Source organism: Wolbachia endosymbiont of Folsomia candida (assembly GCF_001931755.2).
Taxonomy (GTDB): Bacteria; Pseudomonadota; Alphaproteobacteria; order Rickettsiales; family Anaplasmataceae; genus Wolbachia.
Map to the genome: position 1 here is coordinate 1,371,175 of NZ_CP015510.2, position 12,753 is coordinate 1,383,927.

The following is a 12,753-nucleotide window of genomic DNA, read 5'->3' on the forward strand; positions in this document are numbered from 1 at the left end:
TAAATTTACACATCTAATTCCCACTTTGATCTTGGTGCAAAATTCAGTGAATCTATATAATTCTTCTGTAATCTTTCAATTCCAGCCCATCCTACCATCACTGCATTGTCTGTACACAGATTATTAGGAGGAAAAAATACATTTAAGTTCATGTGCTTTTTCAACTTTTCTCTCAAGAAATTATTTGCTGCAACCCCACCAGTAATTACAAAATCATGAATTTTTATATTTAAAGACTCAGCCATTATAATTGCGTTGCTAACCCTATCAAGTAATATGTCGCTAATGCACTCTTGAAATGAAGCACATACGTCACAGACATCTTGTTCAGTCATTGCGAGTTTTTGCACTAAGTTTCTTACAGCAGTTTTGATTCCAGAAAATGAAAAGTTACATCCAGAGCGTTTTATCATTGCCCTTGGAAGTTTGAATCTTGTGCCATCACCTTTTTTAGCTAATTTTTCAATTAATGGTCCACCTGGATAACTTAAGCCTAATGTCTTAGCAACCTTATCGAATGCTTCACCCAATGAATCATCGAGCGTTTCTCCTAGTTTAATGTATTTCCCAACATCTTGTGCAATTAAAAATTGGCAGTGTCCACCTGATATTAACAGGACTAAAAATGGAAATTTCACTTCACATATCAACCTAATAACCAGTGCATGCGCTTCTAAGTGATTCACTGCGATAAATGGCTTTTTTGCTACATGTGCAATTGCTTTAGTCATCATTGTACCAACTATTAATCCGCCTATCAGCCCAGGTCCTGATGTTGCTGCAATTGCGTCCAAATCACAAAACTTAAGATTAGATTTTTCTATGGCACTTTTTATAAGATCACTTAAATGATTCATATGTGCACGTGACGCAACTTCCGGAATCACTCCACCACGTGTTTTGTGCTCTGATTGAGACAGAATTTCGTGAGCAAGAACTTGCTTATTACTCTTTATAACTGCTACTGCAGTTTCATCGCAGCTTGATTCAACAGCTAAGATAGTTTTATTGGACATATACTTTTTTTGGTTATTATTTGGCATATTACAAAAAATATTATCGCTGTAAAAGCTCAAATACGCAAGTGTTCTAACGTGATTGTATGTTTGTTTCGCGTAGAAAATTTTATTTGACTCAATCCCATAAGTACACTATGTTTACCATAATATACTTTAACATTATAAGAGCAATGTACGCCTTAAGTAATGGCTTATCAGCTGATGTGCTAAAGAAGAGGTTAAAAGTGCAAGCATGAAAAAAGCACTCATATTGTTGCTGATAATATGCACTACAAACTTAAGTTCTGCGGAAAATATTTTATTACAAGCTCCACTAAAAATTTCTGAAAAAATTGTTGATAAGTGTATCACTCAATCTACTTCAAACAACAGAATGAAATGGATTTCATGCTTTAATTCAAATTTCGGTTCAAAATCTTGTCTAAAATTTTCGATAGCATTTGGCGCTAATCATAACTCCAGTTTTCAATTATCATTAACTGGTAACAAGTTTATTAATGAACTAACAGAAAATGAGATAAGCTTATTTAAAAGAAAAGAGAATACTTTAGTTTATAGTTATGGTGATATTATCAATGATGCTAGTAAAAAGCAAAAGAAAACAAAATTCCCAATATTTGCTCAGCCACTAATCATACCACAAGCTACTCCAGTAAAATTATCTGTTTCAGAGGTTGCAAAATTTATCAGCGACAAAAATGTCATTTTTTACACTGGTGCCGGAATTTCTTCACCAGTAGTACCAGATATGACTGAATTGATGAAACAGTTTAAAATGCTGTATAATCCGAATGGTGATATTGATAAATTTACACATATTATCGAATTTGTACGTAGGACTTTAAAAGAATCAGATAATGTTATTAAAACTATAGATAGCTTTAAAGAGTCTTGCTTATACAGCAATCCAACGCCAGCACATCATGCAGTGAAAGAAATAGTCTTATTAAAAAATTGGCAATTATTAACTGAAAACCTTGACTTACTTCACCAGCGTTCTGGAGTTGAGCCTTTAGGTCGTGTTAGCAGAACAGACAAAATGGATTTTTATTGGCTCAAGAAAAACATTAAATCTAAGTACCTTAAGCAAATTGACTTCATTGTTGCAATTGGATTACACAGCGATGAAGTTGGGTTTCTTGCTTTATATAAGAAACATAATCCTAAAGGCAAAATAATAGCAATGAACCTTATACAGCCAGAGTATCTTGGAAATGATGATATTTTAGTGCTTGGAGATGTACAAAAATTTTGCCAGCATCTGCAGCTTCTAACTTGTCTGCAATAACTTTTATATTTCGATTTTATTCATAAAGATTGACTTTTTATGGAAATTTGTATATTATTTTACTAATGTATTTTAGATTTAAACATGATGTCAGCAGGAGATATTACAATAAAAACAAAAGAGGAGTTCATTGAAACTCGAAATGGGATGAAAATCCAAAAAATAGTGATGTTCAATTCGAACGTAAATTCACATAACAATCTTAATAAGAAGAAAAAGAAGCATATAGTTTATTTTGCAGGACTTACATATACTTTTGAAAAAGAGCACGATGAAGACAAAAGTGAATGGAATTGGGCTGTGGAAGCAGGTATGGACGTTCATTTTATTAATTTTCCTGGATCTGGAAAAAGCAAAGGTCATTCTTTAAATGGCAAAAATCGAGTAAATGCAGGAGTTGCAGTTATTCTAAACCTCTTAGAACAAGGCATTCATCCAAATGATATAGTGTTGTTCGGTAGCTGTGCTGGAGGGCCAATATCTGCTGAGGTTTATAAAATATTCAAGGATAACGGTATTCACTTGAGGTGTATCGTAAATAAATCAAAAAACTTGTGGTCAATTTTTTGTGTATACCTAAATGGCTTTTAGCACCTGTAGTGAAATTTATACTCAAATGCTTTGGGTGGCATTTTAAGCCACACACAATAATTAATGATATTACACCACGCACGATCTACTTTAACTTAGGAAATGACGGATTTATTAGTAAGGAAGCAACTATAGGTGCTAAAGTAAGTGAGATAGAACAGAGCGGTAGAGAAAAAGATTATCAGAAAGAAGAAAACTTCGAAGGTTTTGAAGAATACAAAGCATTCTTTAGAGAGCATACCAATTTAACTAAAATACCAAAAGCAAAAAATGTGGAACATGAAGTTGGAATAATAAAAAGATGCTGGAATAAATTTTTATCATTGCTGCCAATAAAAACAGATGACATTCATTTTTCTCCGATAACAGAGTTACGTTCATCAGATAAACATAACTACACTCTTCCTGAATTAATATTACTTTTTTTAGAATTTACAGATAATTACTTTGAAAAAATAGGTTCAAGTAGTGATAGAGATAAAACAGAAGAGTTAATAAACAAACCAGATTTTTTCAAACACAGAAGCTCAATGTCGGAAATTACTGTAAATTTACCTTGCAGTGCAAGAACACTATAGTAAAAAATATTATTTCTTTAACTTTATTGAAGTAAAAAACTGATTTCCACTCCGGTAAATTAGCAGCATTATTGAATCTTTACCATTTTTCTTTACTGCAAAATCAACTTGTTTTTGAAAATCACTAGCATCCTCTATATCAGTTCCGTCTAATTGAATAATAATGTCTCCTTTTTTAATACCGCGCAGTGTAGCATTACTACTGCTATCTACGTTTGTCACTATAACACCTTTTGTAGGCACGTCACTTTTACTTTCTTTTAACTCGTTTGGCAGATTTGAAACGGTTAACCCAGTAACATAATCAGGCGTTGATTTAGTTTCTTCTTGGTTATTATCTTTACTATCTTCAGTAGACTCACCGACCACAACCTTAATGTCAACTTCTTTGCCTTTTCTAATTAGCTTAACTTGCACTTTCTTTTCAGGTCCAGCTCTTGAAACCATCTGAGGTAATTGCGTCATTCTATCAATTTTTTTACCATCAAATTCTAGCAATATATCACCAACCTTAATCCCCCCCTTTTCTGCAGGGCTATCCTTTATTATACTTGCAACCAATGCACCTTTTGTATCCTTTAAACCTAAGGACTCAGCGAATTCCTTTGTTATAGGCTGAACTTGTACGCCAAGCCAACCATGCTTTATCTTCTTACCACTTTTTAACGTATCGATAATTGACATAGCTAAATTAGATGGTATGGCAAAACCTATACCAACATTACCACCAGATTCAGACGGGGAATAGATGGCAGTGTTAATACCTACCACTTCTCCATTTAAATCAAATAATGGTCCTCCTGAATTACCTCTATTGATTGCAGCATCAGTTTGAATGAATTCATTCAAAGTGCCAATACTAATGTCCCTTGATCTTGCAGAGATAATTCCTGTGCTGACAGAGCCTCCCAAACCAAATGGATTACCAATTGCCATCACAGTGTCACCAACCCTTGCTTTATCAGAGTCACCAAATGCAACAAAAGAAAGTTCTTTATCCGCATTGATCTTAAGCACGGCAAGGTCAGTTCTTGCATCATAACCTAAAACTTCTGCTTTGAAGTAGGTGTTATCATTCATAGTAACAGTAATATCTTTGGCGTTTTTTATAACGTGATAATTTGTTACTATCGTTCCACTCTTATCTATAATAAATCCGGAGCCAAGGAGCACCACTTCTCTGTTAACATTAGGCCCTCTATCCATAAAAAACTGATCGAAATTCTCAAAAAACTCTCTAAAATCATCGAAAAAATTGTTTCTTGGTAAAGAAGGAGCTCTACTTCTAATCTCATTTTCTTGTTTTATAATTTGCTCACTTGAAATATTTACAACAGCAGGAATAAGTCCTTCCACTAGATCAGCAAACCCGTGATTACAATTACACTCGGTAGTTTTAGCTGCTGCAACTTTTTTTGTATTCCAATCAAATATGTCAGCATATAAAGAAAACGAAACTAAAAAAGATACAAATACAGATAAAATAAATGCTTTATTTCTCATGCCATCCCTTATTTAAAATATCTAAGAAGTTATTATTTGGTGAAAGTATAAATTTAGTATTACTTCCAGGAAATGATTTACTATAAGCACTCATAGAACGATAAAAATTATAGAACTCTTCATCCATCTTAAATGCCTCATTATAGATCTTAGTAGCGTTAGCATAACCACGACCTCTTATTTCATGCGATTCTTTTGCTGCACTAGAAATAATCTCTCTTTTTAATTTATCAGCTTTTGACCTAATTTCTTGCCCAGCTTGCTCTCCTTCTGCTCTAATTTCTCTTGCTTCTTTTTCCCTTTCAGTTTTCATACGGCGAAATATTGCAGAGCTATTTTCTCCTGGTAAATCTGCTCTCTTAATTCTTACGTCTATTATTTCTATCCCAAATTTTTCAGCTTCAGAGTAAACCCCACGTTGAATTAATTGCATAACTTCTGATCTTTTCTCGTTAAGCAAGCTAATCAACGAAAATCTTCCTATATTTTCTCTTATGTGTGCTTCTATAACTGGATACAATCTTCTAATTAGTCCTGATTCATTTCTCACAGCTTGATAAAAAGTAACAGGATCCGTGATTTTATATTTTGCATATGCATCCACTATAATACGCTTTTGATCTGCAGTTATCACTTCTCTTGGCGTCTTATCAGGACTTAAATCCAGAACTCTTTTGTCAAGAAACTCTACACTATTTATAAATGGCAATTTAAAATATAAACCACTTTCCCTAACATCTCTTACAACTTTACCGAGTTGAATTACTATTGCTTGCTTTGTTTCCTGTACAATAAATACTGAATTAAAAAAAACAACCAATAAAGCAACAAATATAGAAGTAAAAACAATTTTAATATTACTACTCATAACTACTTTCCTGAATTTGTAAGAGGTAAATAAGAAAACATACCCTTCAGATCGTCAGTCACAACAACCTTATCCACCTGACTAAAAATATTTTCCATAGTTTCAAGATAAATGCGATTCTTAACAAGAGAAGGATTTTGTTTATATTCTTCATATAGAGATAAAAAACGATCTGCATGACCATTCGCCTCATTCGCTATCTCATTCTCATACGCTTCCGCATCTAATTTTATTTTTATCGCTTCACCTTTTGCTCGAGGTATGATGTCATTACTATAAGAATATGCTTCATTTATAATACGCTCTTTATCTGCACGGGCACTTTGAACATCCCTAAATGAACTAATTACTTCTTCTGGTGGATCAATTTTTTTCATTTGAACAGACAAAATTTCTATTCCCATCTGGTATCCATCAAGAATCTGCTGTAATAAAGTTCTAGTATCTTTGGAAATTTCTGCCCTGCCTTGGCCTTCCAGTGCAAAAGAGATCTTATTTTTACCGATTATCTCCCTCATAGCACTTTCAGCGGCATTTTTAACGCTTGAGCCAGGTTTGTAATCACGCACCTTGAATAAATAATCCTTAGCATCTCTAACAAGCCACTGAACTTCAAAATTAAGGTGTACCATGTTTTCATCTCCAGTAAGCATAACACCTTCACCACGGTCTGTATCACGAGCATAAGCACCACTGATTCCTATTTCTTCACGATTGACTTCCTTAACATTCACTTTGTAAACCTTTCCAATAGGAGAAGGGAAATGATAACGCAAACCAGAGGTCTCTGTGTTAGAATATTTACCAAAAGTAAGCTCTATGCCTTCTTCGCTAGGATGAACAATATAAAAGCCCGTACAAGCATAAAGTAGGAAAACAATCAAGACGATGAAATAAGGTTTCTTGCCTCTATTCCTAGTTAAACAACCAAAAAAGTGCTTTATATCAGATATAGCTTTACTTAAAATATCTTCATTACTGTTAGGAGATTTATTGCCTCCTGAGTTCTTACCAAGATTCCAAGGGTTATGTTCATTAAACATAATTATTTTCTGTGATTAATACGTTAATATTACTTACTTAACAAGAAAACGCAAATACAAATTGCCATTTTATTTACAAGTTAATTACTAGAATGGAAAACATGATCATATACTTCTTTTTCTCTATGTAATATAGTTGATTCTATCGAATTTTCTGGCTTTTTTTTGAATTCTTTATTATCAAGCTTCAAATGCACAACATCTTCATGAAAATCATTGTAATTTTTTAACAATATGAGCACTAGAGCTACAGTAGCTAATAAGATAATGACTTTTATTTTATATCTCATAATTTAATCCCTTCTGACTTTTTATGAACTATGCCATGCAAGGAAAATGCAGCTCTAGAAGCTTAACTTATCTGTTAAATTCGCTTAACGGAAAGATCACTCAATTCTATATCAGATACAGTACTTTTAGGGTTACTACTTCCAGATTTCTTAGATTTTCTATCATCTTGTTCTCTGCTATATGCACCAATAGATATGATACCCTTATTAGCAACACAAACCAATATGCTACGATCAGGTGATACAGACATCACTTTCTCCTGCCTCACAATATAATTATGGCTATCGAAAAGTAGTTTTGCAATGCTACCAATAAGCGTACTATCTTTATATCCTATTTTATCACCTCCTGTCATTTTCATCAATGCTTTCAAATTTGAATGGATTTCCCCTGCAACTTCCTTTCGAATAAAAGCCTTGTTTTTCTCTGGATCTAGATCTTTTTGAATACCTGGTACATCAATTTCAATAAGAGCTAATTTATCTGATTGCATAATATTGATATTTGGGTGTTCTTTTTGTAGAGCGTCAATTTTCTTCTGTTTCACTTTATGCATTTTTCCTGCAAGGCGTTCAGGTATTGAAAAGGCAGTATATCCAGGTCCATGGCTTAAAAATTGCATACCTAACCCTGCACTGTACCTCGACATTTCTGCATGCACAAGAATCCTCGGACGACCGTCTTTCACTTCTCCTAAAGCAACTCTTATATCTCTTTTCACCTTATCGGATGAATTACACCAATTACATGGATTAAACACGTAAACTACTGCACGTAATGGCAAAAGTAACACTCTACCTAATATTCCAGAAAAGCTAGAATTTGTTTGTTGTTCTTGTGACACGATAATACCCCCTATTGCTTAATATAGCTCTACTCACACCATACACATGTAATATAATCTATAATAATACTGCAACAATTAATTTATTGCTAATATAGTATACATTAAAAATATTATAAACTTTACAAAAGAAAGAAATACTCCTGTGATGGAGCAGAGATTAGATTTTTTGAAACCACAATCCAGCTATAACAAAAAAATCACGATTCTTTACTTCTTATTTCTTTAATATATTATATTAATAATTTATATAATATGTATGATAGCAAATATAAATACTGTTGCGCTTCATGGAATTAGCACAGTAAATGTTAATGCACAAATTCACATGGCAAATGGGATTCCAGCTTTCAATATTGTTGGCCTTCCGGACAAAACCGTTGCAGAATCTAAAGAGCGCATCAGAGCGGCACTAAATTCGATCAATCTGTTATTACCACCAAAAAGAATCACAGTTAACCTTTCACCTGCTGATTTGCTAAAGGAAGGTAGTCATTATGATTTAGCTATAGCTATTGGACTTCTTGTAGTAATGAATGTGATACCAGTTGAAAAAGTGCATCCTTATATAATTATGGGTGAACTTGCACTGGATGGAAGAGTTATTCCAGTTTCAGGAGTGCTTCCAACCGTAATTAATGCAAAACGGGAAAATAAAGGAGTAATTTGCTCAAGAGAAAATGGCGTAGAAGCTGCATGGGTCAAAGATGTTTCAATTTTGGCTATAGAGAAGTTAACTGATATTGTAAGACATTTTAAAGGTGAACAGTCAATTGAGCAGGTAGTCTTTAATTATGAGAATATACCAAAAGAAAAAAGATCATCTCTTGATATGAAGGACATAAAAGGTCAAGTTGTAGCAAAGAGAGCGGCTGAAATTGCAGCAACAGGTGGGCATAATATGCTTCTTGTTGGCCCTCCAGGTACAGGAAAATCTATGCTTGCTAAACGTTTCATAGGACTGCTACCTGATTTAACCGAGCAAGAGATGATAGATATAAATGTAATTGCTAGGCTCTGTGAACAAAATTTTAGAGTAGCCATATAAGTGCACCAACAAAGTTCAAAAAGCCCATAAACACTATAGCAGTCTTGTCGAACCTCGAAAAAATCCGTCGAAAATTTTTGATTTTACCGAAAAAACACTCGATCAAATGCCGCTCTTTATAAACATGTTTATCATAATCTCTTTGCACTTTTCGATTCCTTTTTGGTGGAATGGTGACCTCACATCCCTTGCTTTCAAGGCTGCCAATAAATGCGTTACTGTCATAGCCCTTATCTGCTACTACAATAGAGTTATAGACATTGTCTGTTAACGCTTCAGCCTGTGTAATATCATGTCTTTGACCGGCAGTAAGCGTAAATTTTAACGGATTTCCAAGAGCATCGACAAGTGCATGAATTTTTGTTGTAAAGCCACCTTTACTGCGTCCCAATGCCTCTTGAGCTCCAGAATCCTTCTTGTATCCAGCCGAACAAGCATGCGCTCGAACGATTGTGCCATCTATCATGTGCACCTCTAAATCTGGATCTTGTGTATATTTAAATAGCTTTTCCCAAATTCCCTTTTCGCACCACTTTTTAAACCTCCTGTGTATACTCCTGTAATTACCATATATTTCTCCTAAAAGACGCCACTGGCAACCACTTCGGACCATGTACCAGACTGCTTCCACGAACCTTCTCAGTTGCGTTTCATCTTTGCTGTGTATACCTTTCACACTTTTCAAAAATGCAAAAATTTGTTCCCATTTTGTTTCTTGTATGTAATATTCCATTCGGTAGTTTCTCCTTTTTTATTGCTTAATTGGGTTAAACTACCACTTTCTCCTCCTTTTTTATATCCTTTTTCCCATCTTATTCTTTCACAACGAAATTTTGTTCACAGAGCCTAGTATAGCAAGAAATGATAATGGTATATTCAAAGTAGCTCGCCCTTTCCGTGAACCTCATCATTCATGTTCTATGCCTGCAATGATTGGAGGAGGAAGAAGTGCTAAGCCTGGAGAGATTACCATAGCTCATAATGGAGTGCTATTTCTTGATGAATTACCTGAATTTTCCAGAGCAGTAATTGATTCTTTGCGTCAGCCACTTGAAGATAGGAAAGTCACTATCGCCAGAGCAAATGCCCACATTACCTACCCCGCTAACTTCCAACTGATTGCTGCAATGAACCCCTGCAGGTGCGGTTATTTGGGTGATACAAACAGATCGTGTAACAAAGCTCCACAATGTGGAACAGATTATAGAAACAAAATATCGGGACCACTGCTTGATAGAATAGACATATGCGTTGAAATGCCAAATGTCAGTATACTTTCCCCTGAAATCTCTGCAGAAGGAGAAAGCACAGAAATTATAAGAAAAAGGGTGATAGCAGGAAGAAAAATTCAGACTGAGCGCTACAGTGAACTAAATATACACTGTAATGCAGAGGTAAGTGGTGACGCGTTAAATAAATTCACTGAGCCAGATCAGGCAGGACTAGAATTGCTAAAGTACGTGCTGAAAGAAAACTACATCTCCAATCGAGGCTATACACGAGTGCTCAAAGTTGCAAGAACCATTGCAGATCTTGAAAAAAGCGCGGAGATAAAAAGGGCACATATTGCAGAAGCGCTGAATTACAGAATAAGGATATATTAAAAAATTAGTCTACTTGACAGATAGTTTTTTTGGTCATATACTAAGCTTAATGAAATTTTAATTTATTTTAGGGTTAGAGTTATGACAAGAATTGAAACAATAAAAAGTAAATACAATAATGAAAGTCTTTTGGCAGGAATTAAAGAAGTCCCTGTACAAGGGTGGGATTATGCAAAAGAAAATCCATGGAAAACAATCGCTGTTGTTGGTGGTACGTTTTTAGCAGTAGCACTTACAGCTGCTTATGTTCTAAGTCCAGCCTATGCAGCTCGTGTTGCTGTGCTTGGAGCAAAAGCTGGAACTGCTATTAATGCTGGTATTTCTGCAGTGTCTGGATTTTTAGCAGCTAATCCACTGGTTGCTCCTTTGATTATGATTGCTGCACTGGCAACTATAGTTACTCTTGCATATATGAATCATAGCAAGTCAAGTCAAATTAATGTGGTGAAGGAAGAGGTTCTTAAGGCCTGTGAAAAAGACGGTGATAAGCCTAAAATTGATGATGGTAAGCTAAAACCTACTGGTGATGCATCAACATTCTTAAATGGTGTCGCAGTAGCAGTTGGATTAGCACAAGCACCAGCAAAATAAGTAACTTCAACAAAACAAAAAAGGGGTAGTTTTCTATCCCTTATTTATAAACATTTTCTTATTTCTTTTTACCAGAAGTGGTACTATCTAAAATGCAGGATTATTAACTGCCCACTCGTGGTACTTGAATATTAAAAATAAGTGAATTCTATTTACTATTTATAATCTGCAGGAACGAAAAGTATTTGCATATTGTTAAAAAAGCAGTAATTTATTGTCAAGTGAATTCGCTAAATTGAGTAATTTAAATGACTACTATTAATCTTAATCTGCCAGAGTTGCCTATATTACACCCAAGGATTACTGTTGTTGGAGTTGGTGGTGCTGGTGGAAATGCTGTGAATAACATGATACAGTCGAATTTGCAAGGGGTGAATTTTGTTGTAGCAAACACCGATGCTCAAGCACTAGAAAAGTCTTTATGCGATAAGAAAATTCAGCTTGGGATTAACCTAACCAAGGGGCTTGGTGCTGGTGCTTTACCTGATGTTGGCAAAGGCGCAGCAGAAGAGTCAATTGATGAGATCATGGAGCATATAAAAGACAGTCATATGCTTTTCATTACAGCGGGAATGGGTGGTGGTACTGGAACTGGTGCTGCACCGGTAATTGCAAAAGCAGCAAGAGAAGCAAGGGCTGCAGTTAAGGATAGGGCGCCAAAAGAAAAAAAGATATTGACTGTTGGAGTTGTAACCAAACCGTTTGGCTTTGAAGGTGTGCGTCGTATGCGCATTGCAGAGCTGGGCCTTGAAGAATTACAAAAATATGTAGATACGCTCATTGTTATTCCAAACCAAAATTTATTTAGAATTGCAAATGACAAAACAACATTTTCTGATGCGTTTAAGCTTGCCGATAATGTGCTTCATATTGGTATCAGAGGAGTAACTGACTTAATGGTCATGCCAGGGCTCATTAATCTTGATTTTGCTGACATAGAAACAGTAATGAGTGAAATGGGGAAAGCGATGATAGGAACTGGAGAGGCAACAGGAGAAGATAGGGCAATTAGTGCTGCAGAAGCTGCTATATCTAATCCATTACTTGATAATGTATCAATGAAAGGTGCACAAGGAATATTAATTAATATTACTGGTGGCGGAGATATGACTTTGTTTGAGGTGGATGCTGCAGCCAATAGAGTGCGTGAGGAAGTAGATGAAAATGCAAATATAATATTTGGTGCTACTTTCGATCAAGCAATGGAGGGAAGAGTTAGAGTATCTGTCCTTGCAACTGGCATCGATAGTAATGTTAATCGCGATGATAATTCATCTTCAAACCAAAGTGAGAGCTCAGAGCAAGAGAAGCTTAAGTGGGCCTATAGCCAAAATGTAGGAGTGCAAGATAAACTACCAGAAACAAAAGAATATTCTACAACTGAGCAGGGAAGTGAAGGGATGAAGTGGGGTAGCAATATCTATGATATACCAGCTTACTTAAGAAGAAAAAAATAATAGACCTTATATATTGAGATTATGTAAG

At 35.0% G+C, this 12,753-nt stretch carries 14 protein-coding genes; 7 read left to right on the forward strand and 7 right to left on the reverse strand.

Annotated features, from left to right (window positions below):
• Window positions 1-5 precede the first annotated feature (5 nt).
• On the reverse strand, window positions 6-1,016 hold the full coding sequence (gene tsaD / locus ASM33_RS06280) for a tRNA (adenosine(37)-N6)-threonylcarbamoyltransferase complex transferase subunit TsaD (RefSeq protein ID WP_110410567.1): 1,011 nt from the start codon (window positions 1,014-1,016) through the stop codon (window positions 6-8).
• Window positions 1,017-1,251: 235 nt separating this feature from the next.
• On the opposite strand from tsaD, the gene ASM33_RS06285 reads away from it, so the two are divergent.
• From ASM33_RS06285 to ASM33_RS08760, 3 genes are all read left to right on the forward strand, one after another.
• Window positions 1,252-2,307 (forward strand): SIR2 family protein, encoded by a 1,056-nt coding sequence (locus tag ASM33_RS06285; protein ID WP_110409909.1) that lies wholly within the window; start codon window positions 1,252-1,254, stop codon window positions 2,305-2,307.
• Window positions 2,308-2,391: 84 nt separating this feature from the next.
• A complete protein-coding gene (locus tag ASM33_RS08755) occupies window positions 2,392-2,898 on the forward strand; it encodes a hypothetical protein (RefSeq protein ID WP_237342901.1) in 507 nt (168 codons plus the stop codon).
• On the forward strand, window positions 2,874-3,476 hold the full coding sequence (locus ASM33_RS08760) for a hypothetical protein (RefSeq protein ID WP_237342902.1): 603 nt from the start codon (window positions 2,874-2,876) through the stop codon (window positions 3,474-3,476). The genes ASM33_RS08755 and ASM33_RS08760 overlap by 25 nt, the downstream gene beginning before the upstream one ends.
• A 9-nt stretch (window positions 3,477-3,485) precedes the next feature.
• On the opposite strand, the gene ASM33_RS06300 is transcribed toward ASM33_RS08760, so the two are convergent.
• From ASM33_RS06300 to ASM33_RS06320, 5 genes are all read right to left on the reverse strand, one after another.
• Window positions 3,486-4,979, reverse strand: coding sequence for a DegQ family serine endoprotease (locus ASM33_RS06300; RefSeq protein ID WP_110409908.1), 1,494 nt, complete (start codon window positions 4,977-4,979; stop codon window positions 3,486-3,488).
• On the reverse strand, window positions 4,969-5,847 hold the full coding sequence (gene hflC / locus ASM33_RS06305) for a protease modulator HflC (protein ID WP_110409907.1): 879 nt from the start codon (window positions 5,845-5,847) through the stop codon (window positions 4,969-4,971). The genes ASM33_RS06300 and hflC overlap by 11 nt, the downstream gene beginning before the upstream one ends.
• Before the next feature lie 2 nt (window positions 5,848-5,849).
• Window positions 5,850-6,890: an FtsH protease activity modulator HflK gene (gene hflK / locus ASM33_RS06310; protein WP_110409906.1), complete on the reverse strand. Its 1,041-nt coding sequence runs from the start codon at window positions 6,888-6,890 to the stop codon at window positions 5,850-5,852.
• 80 nt (window positions 6,891-6,970) lie between these two features.
• Window positions 6,971-7,180, reverse strand: a complete 210-nt coding sequence (locus ASM33_RS06315) for a hypothetical protein (protein ID WP_110409905.1) — start codon at window positions 7,178-7,180, stop codon at window positions 6,971-6,973.
• A gap of 74 nt (window positions 7,181-7,254) precedes the next feature.
• A complete protein-coding gene (locus ASM33_RS06320) occupies window positions 7,255-8,025 on the reverse strand; it encodes a hypothetical protein (RefSeq protein ID WP_110409904.1) in 771 nt (256 codons plus the stop codon).
• Window positions 8,026-8,284: 259 nt separating this feature from the next.
• Here ASM33_RS06320 and ASM33_RS06325 point away from each other — a divergent pair, with 259 nt between their 5' ends.
• Complete coding sequence (locus ASM33_RS06325; RefSeq protein ID WP_237342903.1) at window positions 8,285-9,073, forward strand: magnesium chelatase domain-containing protein; 789 nt, start codon at window positions 8,285-8,287, stop codon at window positions 9,071-9,073.
• Here the strand turns inward: ASM33_RS06325 and ASM33_RS06330 are convergent.
• Window positions 9,057-9,806, reverse strand: coding sequence for an IS5 family transposase (locus ASM33_RS06330; protein WP_110409356.1), 750 nt, complete (start codon window positions 9,804-9,806; stop codon window positions 9,057-9,059). The two genes, ASM33_RS06325 and ASM33_RS06330, sit on opposite strands and share 17 nt — an antisense overlap.
• Window positions 9,807-9,906: 100 nt before the next feature.
• On the opposite strand from ASM33_RS06330, the gene ASM33_RS06335 reads away from it, so the two are divergent.
• The 3 genes from ASM33_RS06335 (at window position 9,907) to ftsZ (ending at window position 12,725) form a co-directional block, all read left to right on the forward strand.
• Window positions 9,907-10,677 (forward strand): YifB family Mg chelatase-like AAA ATPase, encoded by a 771-nt coding sequence (locus ASM33_RS06335; protein WP_237342904.1) that lies wholly within the window; start codon window positions 9,907-9,909, stop codon window positions 10,675-10,677.
• 81 nt (window positions 10,678-10,758) lie between these two features.
• Complete coding sequence (locus tag ASM33_RS06340) at window positions 10,759-11,268, forward strand: hypothetical protein (protein ID WP_110409903.1); 510 nt, start codon at window positions 10,759-10,761, stop codon at window positions 11,266-11,268.
• A 248-nt stretch (window positions 11,269-11,516) separates the two neighbouring features.
• Window positions 11,517-12,725, forward strand: coding sequence for a cell division protein FtsZ (ftsZ, locus tag ASM33_RS06345; RefSeq protein WP_110409902.1), 1,209 nt, complete (start codon window positions 11,517-11,519; stop codon window positions 12,723-12,725).
• Window positions 12,726-12,753: the final 28 nt, after the last annotated feature.

Coding starts and splice junctions, on each gene's coding strand:
- ASM33_RS08755 (WP_237342901.1), top strand. CDS start 2,392: ATGATGTCAGCAGGAGATATTACAATAAAAACAAAAGAGGAGTTCATT.
- ASM33_RS06285 (WP_110409909.1), top strand. CDS start 1,252: ATGAAAAAAGCACTCATATTGTTGCTGATAATATGCACTACAAACTTA.
- ftsZ (WP_110409902.1), top strand. CDS start 11,517: ATGACTACTATTAATCTTAATCTGCCAGAGTTGCCTATATTACACCCA.
- ASM33_RS06300 (WP_110409908.1), bottom strand. CDS start 4,979: ATGAGAAATAAAGCATTTATTTTATCTGTATTTGTATCTTTTTTAGTT.
- hflK (WP_110409906.1), bottom strand. CDS start 6,890: ATGTTTAATGAACATAACCCTTGGAATCTTGGTAAGAACTCAGGAGGC.
- ASM33_RS06325 (WP_237342903.1), top strand. CDS start 8,285: ATGATAGCAAATATAAATACTGTTGCGCTTCATGGAATTAGCACAGTA.
- ASM33_RS06330 (WP_110409356.1), bottom strand. CDS start 9,806: ATGGAATATTACATACAAGAAACAAAATGGGAACAAATTTTTGCATTT.
- hflC (WP_110409907.1), bottom strand. CDS start 5,847: ATGAGTAGTAATATTAAAATTGTTTTTACTTCTATATTTGTTGCTTTA.
- ASM33_RS06340 (WP_110409903.1), top strand. CDS start 10,759: ATGACAAGAATTGAAACAATAAAAAGTAAATACAATAATGAAAGTCTT.
- ASM33_RS06315 (WP_110409905.1), bottom strand. CDS start 7,180: ATGAGATATAAAATAAAAGTCATTATCTTATTAGCTACTGTAGCTCTA.
- tsaD (WP_110410567.1), bottom strand. CDS start 1,016: ATGTCCAATAAAACTATCTTAGCTGTTGAATCAAGCTGCGATGAAACT.